At 69.5% G+C, this 18189-nt stretch carries 18 protein-coding genes and 1 pseudogene; 12 read left to right on the plus strand and 7 right to left on the minus strand.

What is annotated here, in order from left to right; genetic code table 11:
• Positions 1 to 26: 26 nt before the first annotated feature.
• Entirely contained in the window at positions 27 to 1118 is a 1092-nt protein-coding gene (locus tag ACIBBB_RS04130; protein ID WP_398978430.1) for a magnesium and cobalt transport protein CorA, read from the minus strand.
• Positions 1119 to 1212: 94 nt separating this feature from the next.
• On the minus strand, positions 1213 to 2199 hold the full coding sequence (locus tag ACIBBB_RS04135; RefSeq protein ID WP_398978839.1) for a cation diffusion facilitator family transporter: 987 nt from the start codon (positions 2197 to 2199) through the stop codon (positions 1213 to 1215).
• A gap of 311 nt (positions 2200 to 2510) precedes the next feature.
• On the opposite strand from ACIBBB_RS04135, the gene ACIBBB_RS04140 reads away from it, so the two are divergent.
• From ACIBBB_RS04140 to ligD, 7 genes are all read left to right on the plus strand, one after another.
• Positions 2511 to 3296: a VOC family protein gene (locus ACIBBB_RS04140; protein ID WP_398978432.1), complete on the plus strand. Its 786-nt coding sequence runs from the start codon at positions 2511 to 2513 to the stop codon at positions 3294 to 3296.
• 151 nt (positions 3297 to 3447) lie between these two features.
• Positions 3448 to 3765, plus strand: coding sequence for a hypothetical protein (locus tag ACIBBB_RS04145; RefSeq protein WP_398978434.1), 318 nt, complete (start codon positions 3448 to 3450; stop codon positions 3763 to 3765).
• Between the two features lie 37 nt (positions 3766 to 3802).
• Positions 3803 to 4195: a hypothetical protein gene (locus ACIBBB_RS04150; protein ID WP_398978436.1), complete on the plus strand. Its 393-nt coding sequence runs from the start codon at positions 3803 to 3805 to the stop codon at positions 4193 to 4195.
• A gap of 315 nt (positions 4196 to 4510) precedes the next feature.
• A complete protein-coding gene (locus ACIBBB_RS04155) occupies positions 4511 to 5008 on the plus strand; it encodes an ATP-binding protein (RefSeq protein ID WP_398978438.1) in 498 nt (165 codons plus the stop codon).
• 125 nt (positions 5009 to 5133) lie between these two features.
• On the plus strand, positions 5134 to 5316 hold the full coding sequence (locus ACIBBB_RS04160) for a hypothetical protein (RefSeq protein ID WP_398978440.1): 183 nt from the start codon (positions 5134 to 5136) through the stop codon (positions 5314 to 5316).
• A gap of 18 nt (positions 5317 to 5334) precedes the next feature.
• Positions 5335 to 5688: a WhiB family transcriptional regulator gene (locus tag ACIBBB_RS04165; RefSeq protein WP_398978841.1), complete on the plus strand. Its 354-nt coding sequence runs from the start codon at positions 5335 to 5337 to the stop codon at positions 5686 to 5688.
• A gap of 52 nt (positions 5689 to 5740) precedes the next feature.
• Entirely contained in the window at positions 5741 to 6688 is a 948-nt protein-coding gene (ligD, locus tag ACIBBB_RS04170) for a non-homologous end-joining DNA ligase (protein WP_398978442.1), read from the plus strand.
• Positions 6689 to 7013: 325 nt separating this feature from the next.
• Here the strand turns inward: ligD and ACIBBB_RS04175 are convergent, their stop codons facing one another.
• Complete coding sequence (locus ACIBBB_RS04175; protein ID WP_398978444.1) at positions 7014 to 7397, minus strand: tetratricopeptide repeat protein; 384 nt, start codon at positions 7395 to 7397, stop codon at positions 7014 to 7016.
• Positions 7398 to 7533: 136 nt separating this feature from the next.
• Between ACIBBB_RS04175 and ACIBBB_RS04180 the strand changes: the two genes are divergently transcribed.
• The 4 genes from ACIBBB_RS04180 to ACIBBB_RS04195 all read left to right on the plus strand — a co-directional run bounded on the left by ACIBBB_RS04180 (position 7534) and on the right by ACIBBB_RS04195 (position 10815).
• On the plus strand, positions 7534 to 8499 hold the full coding sequence (locus ACIBBB_RS04180; RefSeq protein ID WP_398978445.1) for a pirin family protein: 966 nt from the start codon (positions 7534 to 7536) through the stop codon (positions 8497 to 8499).
• A gap of 672 nt (positions 8500 to 9171) precedes the next feature.
• Positions 9172 to 9711, plus strand: a complete 540-nt coding sequence (locus tag ACIBBB_RS04185; RefSeq protein ID WP_398978447.1) for a winged helix-turn-helix domain-containing protein — start codon at positions 9172 to 9174, stop codon at positions 9709 to 9711.
• On the plus strand, positions 9636 to 10229 hold the full coding sequence (locus tag ACIBBB_RS04190) for a transposase (RefSeq protein WP_398978449.1): 594 nt from the start codon (positions 9636 to 9638) through the stop codon (positions 10227 to 10229). The genes ACIBBB_RS04185 and ACIBBB_RS04190 overlap by 76 nt, the downstream gene beginning before the upstream one ends.
• Before the next feature lie 427 nt (positions 10230 to 10656).
• Positions 10657 to 10815 carry a hypothetical protein gene (locus ACIBBB_RS04195; protein ID WP_398978451.1) on the plus strand — a complete coding sequence of 53 codons (159 nt, stop codon included), beginning with the start codon at positions 10657 to 10659 and terminating at the stop codon, positions 10813 to 10815.
• A 148-nt stretch (positions 10816 to 10963) separates the two neighbouring features.
• Here ACIBBB_RS04195 and ACIBBB_RS04200 read toward each other — a convergent pair.
• The 4 genes and pseudogenes from ACIBBB_RS04200 to ACIBBB_RS04215 form a co-directional block, all read right to left on the minus strand.
• Positions 10964 to 11757: pseudogene (locus ACIBBB_RS04200) on the minus strand (alpha-L-fucosidase).
• Between the two features lie 3 nt (positions 11758 to 11760).
• Complete coding sequence (locus ACIBBB_RS04205; protein WP_398978453.1) at positions 11761 to 14850, minus strand: alpha-mannosidase; 3090 nt, start codon at positions 14848 to 14850, stop codon at positions 11761 to 11763.
• A gap of 9 nt (positions 14851 to 14859) precedes the next feature.
• Positions 14860 to 16233, minus strand: a complete 1374-nt coding sequence (locus ACIBBB_RS04210; RefSeq protein ID WP_398978455.1) for a 6-phospho-beta-glucosidase — start codon at positions 16231 to 16233, stop codon at positions 14860 to 14862.
• The gene (locus ACIBBB_RS04215; protein WP_398978457.1) at positions 16230 to 16979 is read right to left on the minus strand and encodes a DeoR/GlpR family DNA-binding transcription regulator; all 750 of its coding nucleotides are present in this window, start codon (positions 16977 to 16979) and stop codon (positions 16230 to 16232) included. Before ACIBBB_RS04215 ends, ACIBBB_RS04210 begins: the two co-directional genes overlap by 4 nt.
• A 158-nt stretch (positions 16980 to 17137) precedes the next feature.
• Here ACIBBB_RS04215 and ACIBBB_RS04220 point away from each other — a divergent pair, with 158 nt between their 5' ends.
• Positions 17138 to 18163 carry a carbohydrate kinase family protein gene (locus ACIBBB_RS04220; protein ID WP_398978459.1) on the plus strand — a complete coding sequence of 342 codons (1026 nt, stop codon included), beginning with the start codon at positions 17138 to 17140 and terminating at the stop codon, positions 18161 to 18163.
• Positions 18164 to 18189: the final 26 nt, after the last annotated feature.

Genomic DNA, 18189 nt, shown 5'->3' on the forward strand with positions numbered 1-18189 from the left:
GACGCGGAGGGTGTGACAGCCGGCCGTTACAGCCAGCCGTTGCGGCGGAAGCTGCGGTGGAGGACGTAGCACGCCGTGGCCATGAGAGCGACGACGGCCGGATAGCCGTACGTCGACCCCAGGCCCGGCATGTGCTCGAAGTTCATCCCGTAGATGCCGCACACCATGGTCGGCACGGCGATGATCGCGGCCCACGCGGTGATCTTGCGCATGTCCTCGTTCTGCGCGACGGTCACCTGCGCGAGATGGGCCTGAAGGATCGAGTCCAGCAGATTGTCGAAGGCGGCTATCTGCTCGGTGAGCCGGGCGAGATGGTCGGTGACGTCGCGGAAGTACGGCCGTACGGCGGGAGTGACACCCGGCATCGTCCGGTTCGCCAGCATGCCGAGCGGCCGGTCCAGCGGTGCCACCGCCCGCTTCAGCTCCAGCAGTTCCCGCTTGAGCTGGTAGATGCGCCCGGCCTCGCCCCGGCCCGCCCGGCCCGCCGATTCGTTGAAGACGGCGGTCTCCACATGGTCTATGTCGTCCTGGACGGCGTCGGCGACGACGAGACAGTCGTCCACCACCTGGTCCGCGATCGCGTGCAGCACGGACGACGTCCCCATCGCCAGCCGCTCGGGCGCCGCCTCCAGCCGCTCCCTCAGCGGGCCGAGCGATCCGTGCCTGCCGTGCCTGATCGTGATCACGAAGTCGGGCCCCGTGAAGACCATCAACTCGCCCGTGTCCACCACCTCGCTGGTGGAGGTGAGTAGCTCGTGCTCGACATAGCGGCAGGTCTTGAAGACCGCGAACAGGGTGTCGTCGTACTGCACCACCTTCGGCCGCTGATGCGCGTGCACCGCGTCGTCCACCGCCAGCGGGTGGAGCCCGAACAGCTCGGCGAGCCCCTTGAACTCGGCTTCGTCCGGCTCGTGCAGACCGATCCAGACGAAGCCCCTGCCGGACCTCCGGACCCGTCGTACGGCTTCTTCGGCCGGGCAGTCGCCCGGCTGCCGTATGCCGTCCACGTAGACCACACAGTTCACAACGGCGCTGCCGAGCGGCGACCGGGCCGGGTGGCTGAGGTCGACAGTGCTGCGGTAGACGCGCCGCACCGCCCGGCGGAGGCGACGGATCATGGGCACCTGGGGGCTCCGTTCGAAGGATCGGCGGCCAGTCTGCCACCACCCACAGGGTGTCGTCGCCGGTCCCCCTGCCCTTGTTCCGGAGGACTTACGTACGACGGAGAGTCGGGGCGGCGTCCTGCCCCGTCTCGGGCGCGACATTCGACGGGACCTGGGAAGGGGCGTCCGACGGGGCGTCCGAAGAGGTGGCTGAAGAGCCGTCCGACGGGGCCTCCGACGGGGCCTCCGTGATGTCGAGGAAGACATGGTCGGCCTCGGGCCACGTCCTGACGACCGAGCGCTTGATGCGTACGCAGATCAGCTCGATCTCCTCGCTGTCGAGCCCCGGAACCAGATCGATCCGGGCCGCGATGAGCGCCGAGTCCAGGCCGAGCCGCATCGTCAGCAACTGGGCCACGTTGTCGATCTCTGGCTGGGCGTCGAGGAGTGCGGCGATCCGGCCGCGCAGTTCGGGCTCGACGGACTCGCCGACGAGCCGGACGCGCGCCTCCGCGCCGAGCCGGTACGCCACGTACACCAGCAGCAGACCGATCCCGAAGGAGGCGCCCGCCTCCCAGGCCACCTCGCCGGTGATCAGATGCAGCACCATGCCCGCCATGGCGAGCAGCACACCGAGCACGGCGGTCGAGTCCTCGGCGACGACCGTCCGTACGGCGGGGTCCTCGCCGCTGCCCTTCTGCCCGTGCAGCTGATGGAGGGCGCGGAGCAGGGAGCTGCCCTCGGCGACGAGGGCGACGGCGAGGACGATCAGGCCGACCGTGTAGCCGCTCGGCGTCTCGCCCTTGTCGTCCACCAGGGCGTGGTAGCCCTGGTAGAAGGAGAAACAGCCGCCCATGACGAAGATCCCGACGGCCGCGAGCAGGGACCAGAAGTAGCGCTCCTTGCCGTACCCGAAGGGGTGGCGGCGGTCGGCGGGGCGGCGACTGCGGTGCAGCGCGGTGAGCAGGAAGAGCTCGTTGATGCTGTCGGCCACGGAGTGCGCGGCCTCCGAGAGGAGGGCGGGTGATCCGGAGAGGAGACCGCCGACGGCCTTGGCGGCGGCGATGACGATGTTCGCGGCGAGGGCCACGAGGATGGTGACGCGGGTCTTTGCGTCGGACTCTCGCGCGTCGGCATTCTCTCCGTCGTGCTGCTCCGGGTCGTACTGCCTGGGGTACTGCCTGGGGTCGTACTGCTTCGGATCGGTATTTCTCTGGTTCAAGTCGGCCCACCGTGTATTCGGATCAACCGGGAGTACCGGCCGCTGCGCGGCGTGTACCCCGCCCGCCTCGGCCGAATCGGTGTCGCGGGCGACATGCGGGCCGCGTGTTCTGCTGGCACAGTCGTCAGGGAGTGGAGGGGAGCACCGGGGCATCCACCGGCACGACCGGAGTGAGGTGAGCGGCCATGAGGCATCCCGTGTTCGGGGCGCCGTGCTGGGCGAGCCTGCTGGCCCGCGACCTCGCCGACACGCAGAACTTCTACGGTGCCGTACTCGGCTGGACCTTCCGCCCGACCGAGCTCGGCGGCCATTTCGTCGTGGCCGAGACCGACGGCGTACCGATCGCGAGTATCGGCGCGCTGGCCCCCACCCTCCAGGTGGCCGTGGCGTGGACGCCGTACTTCGTGGTGGGCGACGTGGACGCGACGGCAGCGCGTATCCGGGAGCGCAGTGCCACGGTCGCCGTGGGCCCCCTGGCCTTCGAAATGGGGCGGGCGGCACTCGCCGCCGACCGGGACGGCGCCGTCTTCGGCTTCTGGGAGGGCGACCCGCTGCCCGACGCCACGGTCAAGCTCGGCGAACCGGCCTTCCGGCTGGAGCTGCGCACGTACGACGCCATCGCTTCGGCCATCTTCTACGGCGAGGTGCTGCACTGGGCCGACGACGGACCGGGCGGTATCGACGTCAGCTACGAGAAGGATCATGTCGTGCTCCGTACGGGACAGGGTTCCGGACACGTCGTGGCGCGAATAAGCAGCGGTGGCATCGAGGCGGCGATGGACCCGCACATGCGCCCACGCTGGAACGTGTCGTTCCCGGTGGACGGCGTGAAGGCGGTCAGAACCGCGACCGAGACCGCCGAGGAGATGGGCGGCGTCGTGGTGGCGGCGGGGGTCACCGCGTACGAGGAGGGGGAGCGGGTGACGCTGCGTGACCCCGACGGCGGTCTCTTCACCCTGACGGGCCGCTGACGGGCGGCCGTCCGCCCGGGTTTCCGTCCGCCCGGGTCCCGTCCGCCCGGTTTCGCACGCCGCGAGTGGGGAAGCGGCGAGGACTCGGCACACATTGGCGGCGGCGACCGCGGGACGACCGCGCGTAGACCCGGCGACGAAGGGAATCACGGTGAACGACCGACATCCGGGCGAGTCCGACTCCGAGGGCAACGGAGCGGCTGTCCCGAGGGACTTGCCCGACCAGCACGCCCGGCCCGGAGAGGATCCGCTGGACGTGGAGGTCGAGGGTCTGGGGTCGTCCGGCGATCCCGATCCCGACCCCGACGCCGACCGGGAGCGCGACCCCGACCTGGGGGACGAGCCCGCCACCCCGGAGGAGCCCGACCCGGAGCTCCCCGACACGGACGAGGCCGGCGCCGGCAGGCGCGGCAGCCCCAGTACGGGCGGGGTGCACGAGCAGCCCGTCCCCGACGAGCCGTCGGGCTGACCGGCCCGGCGCGCACTTCCGAGCGGAGGTACCCACGGTGAAGAGCTCACAGAAGCCCATGGGGGCGCACGGCGCCGACACAGAGGTGACGGTGGAACTCAGCGGCTGCGAGGCGGAGGACGCGCACGCCGTGTTCGGGGCGCTGCGGACGGTCTTCGCCTCCGACCGCGCGCCCGACGACCGACCGGAGGAGGTGGCGGGCGCCCGCCCGACGGTGTGGAGTTCGACCTTCGACGTGTCGGAGGTACGGGAGAAGGCCGACCCGACCCGGCTGACCAGGCCGGTGACCGCGGACATCCAGGGCGGCTACTGGGCGGTCGCCAGGCTCCAGGAGGGGCTCAGCGGGGCGTTCGCGGTGGAGGTGCTGGGTACGGCCGCGGGTGACCAGGAACAGGAGGCCCAGCTGCGGCTGGACACGCGCCGTGTCTGAGGACCCCGGGGCCGGGGGTAAACATGGCTTCCGGGTGTACGCGATTTCGGCCGGTCGCCCCCACTGCCTCCCCCGGGCGGCCAGACCGGCCACGTACCCGCTCCGACCTGCACGTCTTCTCTCCGGCCGCTGTCAAACACGACGGCCCGAGGGCGACTACGGCAATCGGCGGGGAATCCGACAAGTTGCGCATTCGGCTCCGTCGGGTCAGTCTTTTCAGTGACCCAGAAGTGGCAAACGCTCACGCTTCGTATTCGGGGGTCGTTGCAACAACGAGGTGAAGTACGTGGGCCTCTGTGTGAGGAGCCTTCGACCATGACGATTCCACTGAGCCGTTACTACGTGGTGGAATTGCACGCCTCTCCGGAGCGCGTATCGCAAATCCGGCGCATTGTCGCCGCGCACCTTCGACACTGGAATCTCGACCAGCACGTCGACCCGGTCTGCTCGGGAATCGACGAACTGCTGACCAACGTCCACCGCCATGTCGGTGAGGACAGCAAGTGCATGGTCGAACTCCGCTGGACCGGCCGGTATCTCACGGCCGCCGTCTCCGACAACGGTCCTGAGCTGCCCCGACTGCCGTCGGCCGGTGGCGGCGGACTGGCCCGTCTCGCCTCACTCAGCGACAGCTGGGGCACCTGTGGCACGGAGGAGGGCAAAGTCGTCTGGTTCACCAGGAGCGTCGAGGCACCGCAGAACATTCTGCGCCTGCCCGGCGTCCCGGTGGGCGGGACCGGCGCCGCGGCGAAGGAGCCGGCTCCGGCCGTGACCCTGGTGCCGGCGTTCGTGCCGTCCCTGGCCTCGGCCTGACGCGGTTCAGCCCTGACTCGCCACCCGCGCATCGCGACCGGTACCTCACGGATACCGACGCGTCCTCCGTGTTGGGCGGGGAACGGCGGGTACGCGCTCTGGCATACGGAGACAAGGAGAAGGACATGGAAACCGACCGGAGCCCGAGGGGCCCCATGGGCACGCTCGGCCCGTCGCCCAAGCGCGAGGGGCGGTTGCGCACCTGCCTGCCGGCGCGCGTCACCACGCGTGAACACGAGGCGAGAGACGGCCAAGGACGCCAGGAGACGGTGGATCAGGACTGGAATGTGGTGCGGGGAGAGGACTGAATGACTGCGCGGCTGCACATCGATCAGACAGGAACGACGGACGAGAACCGGACGGGCTCCGGTGCCGAGGCGTGGGAATGGCTGCGGGACGCGGCCTGCGCGGGCGCCGATCCCGAACTGTTCTTCCCGGTGGGGGATTCCGAGCCCGCCGCCGAGCAGATCGAGCGGGCCAAGGCGGTGTGCCACGGCTGCCCGGTGGAGAGCCGGTGCCTCGAATGGGCGCTCAACACGGGCCGTACGTCCGGGGTTTGGGGCGGTACGGACGAGGAGGAACGCCGTCGGCTGCGCCGCAACGAACGACGCAGGGTGCCCGCGCCGCGCGGCAGGCAGGCATCGGGACCGGGCCGCACGCGCCGGCCCCGTACCCACTAGGACCGGCGGGACCGGGACCGGGACCGGGCGCGGTCGAGGAGGCGTGAGCGCGATGAGTACAGACTCCGTTGGCGCGGGGGAGGGGAGCGTACGGACGGGCCGCCGGACCGTACGGATCCACCGGCCGCAGAAGGTCCTCTTCCCGGCCGCCGACTCGGGCCCCGGCCGGGGGACCGACCTCACGAAGGCGGACCTCGTCGAGCACTACCGCTCGGTCGCCCGCTACATGCTGCCCGAACTCAAGGGCAGACCACTGATGTTGGAGCGGTATCCGGACGGTCTCGGCGGTCCGCGCTTCATGCAGAAGAATATCCCTGGCAGCTATCCGGACTGGGCGCGGCAGGCCGAGATGGCGAAGAAGGGCGGGACGGTCACGCACCCCGTGTGCGACGACGCCGCGACGCTCGTGTTCCTCGCCGACCAGGCGACGATCACCTTCCACCGCTGGCTCTCACCGGCGGACCGCCCCGACTTCCCGGACCGGCTGGTCTTCGACCTGGACCCGGCGGAGGACGACTTCGAGCCCGTACGCGCGGCCGCCCTGCTGCTCCGCGAACTGCTCGACGAGCTGAGCCTGCCGGCGACGGCGATGACGACGGGTTCGAAGGGGCTGCACGTGACCGTCAGGCTGGACCGGCGTACGGCCTTCGACGACGTACGGGCCTTCGCCATGGATGTGGCGCGCGTACTGGCGGCCCGTGACCCGGACCGGCTGACGACGGAGCAGCGCACGGACGCCCGCGCGGGCCGGCTCTATCTGGACGTCCAGCGCAACGCGTACGCGCAGACGGCCGTCGCGCCCTACTCCGTACGCCCGGAGAACGGCGCTCCGGTCGCGACTCCGATCAGCTGGGACCAACTGAAGGATCCGGCGGTCACGGCGCGGCGCTGGACGGTGACGAACGTGCTGGACCAGGCGCGCACCCGCCCCTGGTCGGACATTCCGGCCAGGGGCAGGGCGCTCGGCCCGGCGCGGCGACGGCTGGAAGCCCTGCGCTAGTGACCTGAATCAAAGATTCCCTGGTAGTTCGAGGCGTCTCGTCGAGTCGGGTCCAGTGGACTGCGACCCAGGTCAGTGGCAGCCGAGCCCCACCAGCTCGCTGGCGAGAACTACCGAAGAATCTCCGACTCGGGTCACTAGGCCGTGTCTGACAAATCCCGCCTGGCGCGCGGCGTCCGGCACGCACGCTCGCCGCGTTGTCGGACTCATCCACGTACGTCCAGTACGAGAATGATCCTCCGCCTTGCGATCGCACGCACCGACGAGTCATCAGCCGCTCCGCGGCGGGCACGCGCCCCGCCCCGCGGGCGGACGGCGCCATGTGTCAGACACGGCCCAGGGGGTCCGCCTGCTGGTCCGTGCGCGTCTGTGCGAACTCGCCCGCCAGCGCGGCGGCCATCCGCAGATGCGGTCCGGCGTCGCCGTCCCGCCCCTGCCGCTCCAGCGTGCGGCCCAGCATGAGGCGCGCGTACTGCTCGACGGGGTCCCGCTCCAGCACGGCGCGCAGTTCCGTCTCGGCCTTCTGGAGCCGGGCGGAGTGGTAGTAGGCACGGGCGAGGAGCAGCCGGGTCGAGACCTGCTCCGGGACCTCGGCGACGAGCCCTTCGAGGATGCCGGCGGCCGTGACGTACTCCCGGGCGTCGAAGAACTGCTGAGCACGCGCCCAGCGCTCGGCGGCGGTTCCGAAGTCGTAGTAGGTGCTGTTCACTTGCCCTCCCTTGGTGCCCGGCTGATCGCTTACACCACCCCACAACACGATGAGGTGGTTGAACATTCCACTACCTGTGCGACCGTTATCGCGTGGATGCTGCCCCGGGGTACCGGACGGGATTAGGTTGGACGCCATGAGCAATCTTGATCGTCAGGCGACGCTCTCCGTCTGCGGCGGCCGTGGCTTCGTCGTCGCCGAGCCGGTGCGCGAACTCCTCAGCCCCCGTCACGTCAAGCTCGGCGAGTCCACGGAAGTACGCCGGCTGCTGCCGAACCTCGGGCGCCGTATGGTCGGCGCCTGGGCCTTCGTCGATCACTACGGTCCCGACGACATCGCCGACGAGCCCGGCATGCAGGTGCCACCGCACCCGCACATGGGACTGCAGACGGTCAGCTGGCTCCACGACGGCGAGGTCCTGCACCGGGACAGCCTGGGCAGCCTCCAGACGGTACGCCCCCGAGAGCTGGGCCTCATGACCTCAGGCCGCGCGATCAGCCACTCCGAGGAGAGCCCCCGCACCCACGCCCGGCTCCTGCACGGCGCTCAACTCTGGGTCGCGCTCCCGGACGCCCACCGGAACGTGGACCCGCACTTCCAGCACCACGCGGACCTCCCCGTGGTCACGGCCCCGGGCCTGACTGCCACCGTCATCCTGGGCACCCTGGACGGGACCACCTCCCCGGGCACGACGTACACCCCCCTGGTCGGCGCCGACCTCACCCTCACCCCGGGCACCGACGCACGCCTGCCCCTCGACCCCGACTTCGAGTACGCGGTCCTGGCGATGTCGGGCGAGGCGAAGGTCGACGGCGTCCCGGTCCCGGCGGGCTCGATGCTCTACCTCGGCTGCGGCCGCACGGAACTCCCGCTCCACACGGACTCCGAGGCGGGCCTGATGCTGCTGGGCGGCGAGCCGTTCGAGGAGGAGATCGTGATGTGGTGGAACTTCATCGGCCGCTCGCACGAGGAGATCGAGGCGGCCCGCAAGGACTGGACGGCGAGCACCCGCTTCGGAGACGTAACGGGCTACGCCGGCGCCCGCCTGCCTGCTCCGGAACTCCCGCCGGTGGCCCTGAAACCACGCGGCCGGGTGCGTTGACCTGGCCTGATTGATCCTGTCGTAGCCCGCCGAGTGTCCTTCGCCGTGCCCCCTCGCCAGGCTGGTGAGGGGGCACGGTTGTGCCCGCTGCTGGGCGCTCTCTTGGCGGAGGCTGCGGTTGCGGGTGTTGGCACCTGTGACCAGGTCTAATCAAACACTTGCCGACCCTTCGCTGACCTTACTGGTGAGTAATCAGATCCTTTCATGGGGATGGTGATCATGCTGGGTGCCGTACGGTCGTTGGAGCGATGCTGGACGGGTTCGCGCTGACAGCCGTGCCGGCGGCCTGCTTAGTCGGATGGCGGGGAAGATGTGCCGCCCAAACCGATCACGCGGGAAGCGAATCGTGAATAGCTTCCGGTATTTCCTGCCGAGTCGGCGGTGGTCGGCAGCAAGCGAACGGAAACTTTGACCTGTTCCCGATGACGTCGCACGTGGAGTGCGTGGCGATCCTTGAGCCCATCCGCGAGGATGTCTGACCTGCGGCTTTAGTGGGTGCGCATGATGTGTGTTACGGGCGATATCTTGACGCTGAAATGACGCTGTCAGAGGTATCTTGACGCTCGTTCTGATGAGGCGTCAGGTGGGCTGCAGATTCAGCTACTGAACTTGATTGGGTGATGTCGGGCCGTTCGCCTGACAGCGTCTGAGTCGGGTCGGTGGCTGTGGGGTGTGAGATACGCGCAGGGTGGCGGTTTGACCGACGCCAAGAGGGCTGCGAGGGAGCGGATCCGGCTGGAGGCGGTCGGTCGCTTCGAGAGCGGCGCGAAGAACGGGGAGATCGCGGCCGCGCTGCGGGTGAGCGAGCGGTCGGTGGAGCGCCGGCGCCGTCAGTGGCGTGAGCGGGGCCAGGAGGGTGTCCGGTCAATGGGCTCGTCCGGGCGTCCGAGGTTGTCGAGTGTGCAGATGGCCGGGCTGGAACGGGAGTTGGAGCGTGGCCCGCTCGCCCATGGCTGGGCCGAGCAGCGGTGGACGCCGGCCCGGGTGAAGACGCTGATCGGACGGTTGTTCCACGTCAGCTGCACGGTTCAGGGGACATGGCGGCTGCTCAAACGCCATGGCTGGTCGTGGCAGCAGCCGGCCCGGCGGGCGATCGAACGTGACGACGGGGCCGTCGAGTTGTGGACAAAGGAGGTGTGGCCGCAGGTAGAAGCACGGCGGCAGCCCTCGGAGCCTGGATCGTCTTCGGGGACGAGGCCGGCCAGTCGCTGAGGCCGCCACGCGCAAGGTCCTGGGGCCGTATCGGCCGGACACCGGTCGTCCGCGTCCGGGGCCGGGGCTCCGGACGGGTTTCGATGGCGGGTATGACCTGCTTCCGTCGCGGAGACCGGTCGAGGCTGATCTACAGCTTCCGCTTCCACCGGGGCCGAAAGAGCGAACCCAGGGGTTTCACCTGGCAGGACTACCGCGACCTCATCGTGCGGGCACACAACCAGCTCAAAGGCCCCATCGTCCTGGTCTGGGACAACCTGCGTACCCATCTCATGCCGCAGATAAAGGACTTTATCGCCGCGAACGAGGACTGGCTGACCGTTTTCCACTTTCCGTCCTACGCACCTGACCTCAACCCGCAGGAGGGCATCTGGTCTCTGGTGAAACGGATGATCGGCAATCTCGCCGCCGCGAACCTCGACCAGCTCGCCGCCGCCGTGAAGCGCAGCCTCAAGAAGACCCAGTACCGGCGCCGCACCTCATCGACGACTGCCTCATGGGCACCGGCCCGACCATAGGCAGCTGACCACAACCAAGCCGACATCACACATTCAAGTTCAGTATCAGTGAAGGCCTCACGCGACGCTGTGGGCTGACGGGCTGACGGGCTGCCTCCAGTCGTGGACATGCCTCGTAACCGAACCCGAGACGGCACGCCGGGGGACGTGGACACTCGCTGTGAACCGTGTCCCATTCGGCACGTTCTCCGTCCCACCGTAGAAGTCGACCCCGATCGCTGTATCACCCGATCGGAGTAGCGATCGGGATAAGAGACCTCGAAGCCTGGGACTCGTACGGCCGGCGGGCTCGCAGCTCGGAGGGCGGCCGGGCGAAGCGGTGGCAATGGTTTACCCGAGCTTTTCGAGAGACCCTGGAGATGAAGGGCCGGGTCGGGGTCGCGCACGTGACCGCGGTCCATGAAAGCGCCGGAAGGAAGGTGACGTGATGAGCTGGACCACACCTTCGCAGGCGGAAGGCGCTCGCGAGGAGGAAGATCTCAGGGAGCCCTACCGGACCACTCCCTCGCAGGCGGAGGGAGAGAGGGACGAGGATGACGACCAGGGTTCGTCGTCCGGCGGGACCGAGTACCCGCGGCGGGCGTAGAGCATCCGATCGGGGCCCGTGTCGTGCGCTGGTTCGCCGGCCGGGACCCGGAGTAGCCGGAAGATGTGGATGGGTCCCGACCTGGCGTCGCGGAAGGAGGGCGCTCTCGCTCTACTCCGCCTCGACCCGCGTTGTGGCAGCGCCACCTCTACGAGCGGCCGTGCCCGTGGTAGACGTCGAGAGGGGCGTCGAGTTCCACGGCGAGGACCGTCGCGTGCTCGTCGAGACCCATCGTTCCCGGCGGATCGATCCACAGCACGCCGGGGACCTGGTGACCGAGTTCGGCACCGGTGCCTAGGACCCTCACCCGGCGTGCCGGGGTGCGCAGTCCGCGCACACCGATGGGGCCGCGCGGGATGTCGAAGACCGTGAGGTACAGGGTGCGGCGGTCGGCGGAGAGGGTGCTCGGACCGTAGTGGTGACCGGCGGGCAGTCCCGCGACGGTGCCGTACACCGCTTCGGCGTGCCTGGCGATCCAGTCGCCGAGCCCTTCGAGGCGTTCGACCTGCTCGACCGGGACGGAGCCGTCCTCCTTCGGCCCCACCGAGAGCAGAAGATTGCCGTCGGCGGCGATGGTCTCGGTGAAGTAGCGGATCAGCTGGCCCGTCGACTTGTAGTTGTGATCATGGTGCTGGTAGCCCCAGGAGTCATTGAAGGTCAGGCACAACTCCCAGGGGCCTTCCGGGGCCACCACGGGCACGCCCTGCTCGGGGGTGGCGTAGTCAGCACCGCGTAGCGGGCGCCTGCTCGGGCGAAGAGCCGGGCCCACTCGTGAGGGTTGTACGCGGCGGCCGTGAAGCCGTCGAGCTGCGACATGTACTGGCCGTGCGGGACGTCGCCGTCGAAGAACGCCCAGGACTACGGCACGCTGTCGACGGCGTGGATGCCCCAGTGGATGAAGATCCCCAGTTTGGCGTCGGGGAACCACGGCTGCATGGCCATGGATCAGTTCCTCTTCAGCCGCAGCGTGACCACCTGGAAGGGACGCAGGTCCACGGTGACGCCGCCGTCCTCGGAGACCGCGATCGGCGAAGCGCCGGCGAGCTGGCGTTCCAGCAGGTCGACAACTGCCGCGCCGGTGTGGGGGAAGCCGGTACGCAGCGTGGTGCGGGTACGTCCGCCGAGTGACTCGTAGAGGCGGACGATCACATCGCCGGAACGGTCGTCTGCCAGCTTGATCGCCTCGACGGTGGCGGCCGCCCCGTCGGTGGTGACCAGGGGATCGGGGGCGGTCGCGGTGTCGGCGACGCGCAGGGGCAGATTGAGCGCGTAACCCTCCGCGATCGCGTCCTCGACGCTCGCGCCGGGCAGCAGCGCGTAGGTGAAACGGTGCGTGCCCTGGTCGGCCTCGGGGTCCGGGATCCGCGGAGCGCGGACCAGACTCAGCCGGACCGTGGTGGTGGTGCCGCCGTCCTCACGAGTGGTGCGGCCGACGTCGTGCCCGTAGGTGGAATCGTTGATGACCGCGACGCCGTAACCGGGCTCGGCGACGTGCACCCAGCGGTGGCCGGGGACCTCGAAGCGGGCTGCTTCCCAGCTGGTGTTGGTGTGGGTGGGGCGGTGTACGTGACCGAACTGGATCTCGGCGGACGACCGTTCGGCGTGGATGTCGATGGGGAAGACGGCCTTGAGGATCTTCTCCGACTCGTGCCAGTCGATCTCGGTCTCGACGTCGATGCGACGGCTGCCGGCCCGCACGGTGACCTGCTGGACGATGCGTGAACCCTTGCCGAAGCGGCGCTCGACGCGCAGGGCGCCCACCAGCGGGCCTGTCTCGGTGACGGTGACCGACTCGGCGTCGAGAAGATCTGTGAAGCGCTGCTTGTAGTGTTTGTCGATGTCCCAGGCGTCCCAGTTGTTGGGCAGATCACTGTGGAGACGGAGCAGGTTGCCGGCGGCGCCGGGGGCGAGGACCTCGCGGTCGGCGACCAGGTCGCGTACCGAGGAGAGGGTGCCGTCCGCCGCCAACTCGACGCGGACCAGGCCGTTGTCGAGAACCCGACCCCCGGCGGTGACGGGCCGCGGGGGCGCCGCACCGGCAAGCGGGGCGCTGCCCGAGGCGGGGACCTCGGTGTAGATGGCGATCGTGCCGTCGGTCAGCCGCTGGCCCTTTGCCGTGCCGGCGGGAACGGTCACGACCTCGGCGCGGCGGCGCGGGGCGGTGTTGAAAACGTGGGGGGTTCCCGTACCGAGCGCGGTGAGCGCGGTCGAAGTGATCTCCGCCAGCTCCCCGGCGACCCGGGCGTACTCGGCCTCGGCCTCGCGGTGCACCCAGGCGATGGAGCTGCCCGGCAGGATGTCGTGGAACTGGTGCAGCAGCACCGTCTTCCACAGTCGGTCCAAGTGCTCGTACGGGTACTCGAAACCGGTGTGCAGCGCCGCGGCGGTGGCCCACAGCTCCGCCTCGCGCAGCAGGTGCTCGCTGCGGCGGTTGCCCTGCTTGGTGCGTGCCTGGGAGGTGTAGGTGGCGCGGTGCAGCTCCAGGTACAGCTCGCCCGACCACACCGGCGCGTCCGGGTACTCGGCTCGGGCGGCGGCGAAGAAGTCGTCCGGGTGCTCGATGACGACCTTCGCGGAGCCTTCCAGATTCGCCAGTCGGCGTGCGCGCTCCATCATCTCCCGGGTGGGGCCGCCGCCACCGTCGCCGTGGCCGAACGGCGCCAGCGAACGCGTACCGCGCCCCTTGTCCTGGTAGTTGCGCACCGCGTGTGCCATCTCCTGTCCGGAGAATTCGGCGTTGTAGGTGTCCACCGGGGGGAAGTGGGTGAAGATCCGGGTGCCGTCGATGCCCTCCCACCAGAAGGTGTGGTGAGGCAGTTTGTTGGTCTGGTTCCAGGAGAGCTTCTGGGTCAGGAACCACTCGTTGCCGGCGAGTTTGGCCAACTGCGGGTAGGCCGCGGTGTAACCGAAGGAGTCGGGCAGCCACACACCCTTGGTCTCGATCCCGAACTCGTCCATGAAGAACCGCTTGCCGTGTACGAGCTGGCGGGCCAGGGCCTCGCCGCCGGGCAGGTTGCCGTCGGCCTCCACCCACATGCCGCCGACCGGTGCCCACTGGGCGTTCCGCACGGTCTCATGGATGCGTTCCCAGACCTTGGGGTAGTTGTCCCGCACCCACGCGTACTGCTGTGCCTGCGAGCAGGCGAAGACGAACTCCTCGTACTCCTTGGCCAGCGCGGTCACGTTGGAAAAGGTGCGGGAGGTCTTGCGCTTGGTCTCGCGAATGGGCCAGAGCCAGGCACTGTCGATATGGGCGTGGCCGACCGCCGACATGGTGTGGGCGCTGGCGTGCGCGGGGCGCTCCAGGACGCCCTTCAGCGCCTGCCGCACGGCGGCGGCGGTGCCGGGTATGTCATCCAGGTCGAGCTCGTCGAGGGCCCGGTCCAGGGCGTACATGATCTCGTAGCGACGCGGGTCCTGCTCGCCGAGCTCCACCATCAGTTCGCGCAGCACCTGGAGGTCGAGGGAGAGGTGCCAGACGTTCTCGTCCAGCACCGCCAGGTCGGCGCGCGCGAAGGTGTAGAGCGGCTTGTGCCCGGCGGTGGCCTTGTCGCCCAGTGGCGTGGGCTCGCGGAAGTCGTTCGCGAGGATGTCCGGGTTGGAGGCGGCCTCGACGAGGAACTCGACCCGCTCGCCGCCCGCGGCCGGATGGGCCACCGGTACGTACTGGTTCTGCGGGTTGACGGCCTTGACCGGGCTGCCGTCCGGGGTGTGGACGAGTGCTTCGGCCTGGTTGCCGGGCCAGTCGCCGACGAAGCCGAGGTCGAAGACGGCTTCGACGCGGCGCCCCGACCAGTCGGCGGGAACCTCACCGCGGACGGCGAACCAGGTGGTGCCCCACGGTGGGCCCCACGGGGTGCCCATCGCGAACGGCCGGTAGGTGGCGGTCCGGGCCTCGTCGAAGGGCACCGGCTCGTCCGGCACCTCCCACGCCTCGACCTCCAAGGGCACCGAAGCGGTGTAGACGGCCGGCTGTATGCGCTGGTGGAGGATGCGCTCGACGCGCTCCTCGATGCGACGGCGTTCGTCGTGCATGAAGACTTCCTACTTACGGTTGAGGTAGGCGAGACCGGGGTGCTCGCGGGTGTAGCCGTCGACGAGGCGCCCGGCGACGGACACGGAGTCGACGAGGGGGTGCAGGGCGAAAGCCTTGACGGCGGTCGCGCGTGAGCCGCTCTCGGCGGCGGCCAGGACCTCGCGTTCGACGGCCTTGACACCGCACACCAGCCCGGTGGCGTGGTCCGGCAGCGGGGCGACGGCGACGGGGTGAGCACCGGTGGCGTCGACGAGGCAGGGCACTTCGATGACGGCGTCACCGTCCAGGGCGGACAGCGCGGCGCGATTGCGGACGTTGAGGATGAGCGTGGTGCGCTCGTTCCTGGCGATGGCCCGCATCAGAGCGAGGGCGACCTTCTCGTAGCCGCCGGACTCCAGGTCACAGGCGTCCCGTTCGCCGGCGCCGGCCGCCTCGCGATTCTCGGCCATGTACGTGGCCTCGCGCTCGGCGCGGGTGCGGTCCCAGGTCTGCAGGGCCGGAGTCCCGGCGCGCTTCATCTCTTCGTAGAAGCGAGCCTGCTGGTCGTGGAGGAACGCGCCACGGGTCTGCTTCGCCTCCTGGTAGGCGCGGACCGTTTCCCGGTTGAAGTAGTAGTAGTGCAGGTACTCGTTCGGGATCGCGCCCAGGGTGCGCAACCAGTCGGGGCCGAATAGGCGTCCCTCCTCGAACGAGCCGAGCAGGCCGGGGTCGGCGAGCAGCCGGGGGAGTTCGTCGCGGCCGGCGACCCGCAGCCCCCGCACCCAGCCGAGGTGGTTGAGACCGACGTAGTCGATCCACGCCTCGTCCGGGTCGGCACCCAGCACACGGGCGATGCGGCGGCCGAGGCCGACCGGGGAGTCGCAGATGCCGATCACCCGGTCGCCGAGATGGCGGGACATGGCCTCCGTGACCAAGCCGGCCGGGTTGGTGAAGTTGATCACCCAGGCGTCGGGGGCGAGACGCGCGACGCGTCGCGCGATATCGGTAGCCACCGGCACCGTACGAAGCCCATACGCGATACCGCCGGCGCCCACCGTCTCCTGACCGAGAACGCCCTCGGCGAGGGCCACCCGCTCGTCGGCCGCGCGGCCTTTGAGTCCGCCGACCCGGATGGCGGAGAAGACGAAGTCGGCGCCGGTGAGCGCTTCGTCGAGGTCGGTGGTGACGCTGACGGTCGGGGCGCCCCCGCCCTTGGGCAGCGCGTCGCCGCCCGGGGTGGCCGCGGCCTGCTCCGCCAGGACCCGGGCGACGGCCGCGAGCCGGCCGGCGTCCAGGTCGTGGAGCGTGACGTGGGTGACACGCCCCTCCGCGCGGTCGCCGAGCAGCGCCCCGTACACCAGGGGCACCCGAAAGCCTCCGCCGCCGAGAATCGTGAGCCTCATACCCGAACCACCTCCACACCGGCCTCGTCGAGCGCGGCGCAGGTGGCCGGGTCGGAAGAGGCGTTGGTCACTACCACGTCGAGTTCCTCCGGGCCGCAGACCCTGGCTGTGCCGGTGCCCGGGAACTTGCCCGCGTCCGCGAGGAGCACCACCTTGTCGCCGGCCACGATCATCGCTCGCTTCACCGGTACCTCGACCACGGTGGTGTCCATGACCTGGCCTCCGGGGCGCACTCCACTGGTGCCCAGAAAGACCCAGTCCGCGTGCAGTTGTCGGAGATTGTCCTCAGTGAGGAATCCCACCAGTGAGCGGTACTCGCGTCTGACCATGCCCCCGAGGAGCACCAGCTCTATCTCGTGGTCATCGGCCAGTTCCTCGTAGACCACGAGATTGCTGGTGATCACCGTCAGTCTGCGGCCGTGCAGCTGCCGGGCGAGGCGGAATGCGGTCGTGCCGATGTCCAGCAGCACCGATTGGCCGTCTTCGATCATGGCGGCCGCTCGGGCGGCTATCTCGTCCTTCTCGGACACCCGCATCTCGGCCACTTCGGCGAAGGGTTGGTCGCCCTCCTCGATGACCGCGCCGCCGTGGACGCGGGTGAGGAGGCCCTCCTCCTCCAGTCTGACCAGATCGCGCCGCACGGTGGCGGCGCTGACCTTCAGCTGCTCGGAGAGGTCGCCGACGGCCGCCGGGCCGCCGGATCGCAGGGCACGCAGGATCAGTTGGTGTCGTCTCTCAGCCAGCACGTAGTGAACAGTACTAGGCAATCTCAATCATCTCTACGCTCATGTTCGCTCAACTATTGCCAACTCGGCGCACAGAGCGCACGATCCTGTGCACGACCTTGCAGGAATATGAACGAGAGGATCTGCTCGTGAGGGAGCCGCCCCCACATTCGGAACCGGTGACCGACGCCCGGCCCGACGTCCTGCTCACCGGGTTGCTCTTCTACGACCTGGTCCTCACCGGCCTGGGCAAGCCGCCCACCCCCGGCGAAGAGCTCTGGACCAGGGGCATGGGCTGCGGGCCCGGCGGCATCGCCAACCTCGCGGTGGCTGCCGCCCGCTACGGGCTGTCCACGTCACTGGCGACTGTGTTCGGCGACGACTTCTACGGGGACTACTGCCGCGAGATCCTGGCCGAACAGGAGGGCGTCGACCTCACCCTGTCCCGTACGGCCCCCGGTTGGAACACCCCGGTGACCGTCTCACTCGCACAGGGCCACGACCGGGCCCTGATCACCCACGGTCAGGAACCTCCCTATTCGCAGGACGCGCTGATGGCCGGGGCACCGGATGCCAGGGCGGCGGTCGTGCACATAGGCGCCGAGCCGCAGGACTGGATCGCGAAAGCCGCGGCCGCCGGTACGAGGATCTTCGCCGACGTCGGATGGGACGCGACCCAGCGATGGTCCACCGACGTGCTGGACCAGCTGTCGCTGTGCCACGCGTTCATGCCCAACGAGGGCGAGGCCATGAGCTACACCCGCACAGGCACTCCCACCGCCGCGCTGGACCGGCTGGCCGCTCTGGTGCCGGTCGCCGTGATCACCCGTGGCCGGGACGGCGCCCTCGCGGTGGATGGGACCACCGGCGAGCACGCCCAGGTCGACGCGCTGGACGTGGAGGTGCTGGACGCCACCGGCGCCGGTGACGTCTTCGGTGCGAGCTTCGTCACAGCCACCCTGGCGGGATGGCCACTGACCGACAGGCTGCGCTTCGCCGCGCTCGCGGCGGGCCTGTCCGTGCGACGGCACGGCGGGGCGCCGGCCGCGCCCGGTTGGTACGGCATCGACCAGTGGTGGCGGACGATCGGAGTCAAGGATTCCGAACTGCGCCGCACCTACGGGTTCCTGGCCGACCGGATCCCGGCCGACCCCGGTCCTCCTGTGCGTCACGCGGCTGTCACCCCTCATAACCTCGTCAAGTAATTGAAACTCATAAAAAACACCCGAAA

It is taken from the genome of Streptomyces sp. NPDC051217 (genome assembly GCF_044455465.1).
GTDB lineage: Bacteria > Actinomycetota > Actinomycetes > Streptomycetales > Streptomycetaceae > Streptomyces.

Coding starts and splice junctions, on each gene's coding strand:
- ACIBBB_RS04130 (WP_398978430.1), bottom strand. CDS start 1,118: ATGATCCGTCGCCTCCGCCGGGCGGTGCGGCGCGTCTACCGCAGCACT.
- ACIBBB_RS04140 (WP_398978432.1), top strand. CDS start 2,511: ATGAGGCATCCCGTGTTCGGGGCGCCGTGCTGGGCGAGCCTGCTGGCC.
- ACIBBB_RS04155 (WP_398978438.1), top strand. CDS start 4,511: ATGACGATTCCACTGAGCCGTTACTACGTGGTGGAATTGCACGCCTCT.
- ACIBBB_RS04160 (WP_398978440.1), top strand. CDS start 5,134: ATGGAAACCGACCGGAGCCCGAGGGGCCCCATGGGCACGCTCGGCCCG.
- ligD (WP_398978442.1), top strand. CDS start 5,741: ATGAGTACAGACTCCGTTGGCGCGGGGGAGGGGAGCGTACGGACGGGC.
- ACIBBB_RS04180 (WP_398978445.1), top strand. CDS start 7,534: ATGAGCAATCTTGATCGTCAGGCGACGCTCTCCGTCTGCGGCGGCCGT.
- ACIBBB_RS04195 (WP_398978451.1), top strand. CDS start 10,657: ATGAGCTGGACCACACCTTCGCAGGCGGAAGGCGCTCGCGAGGAGGAA.
- ACIBBB_RS04205 (WP_398978453.1), bottom strand. CDS start 14,850: ATGCACGACGAACGCCGTCGCATCGAGGAGCGCGTCGAGCGCATCCTC.
- ACIBBB_RS04210 (WP_398978455.1), bottom strand. CDS start 16,233: ATGAGGCTCACGATTCTCGGCGGCGGAGGCTTTCGGGTGCCCCTGGTG.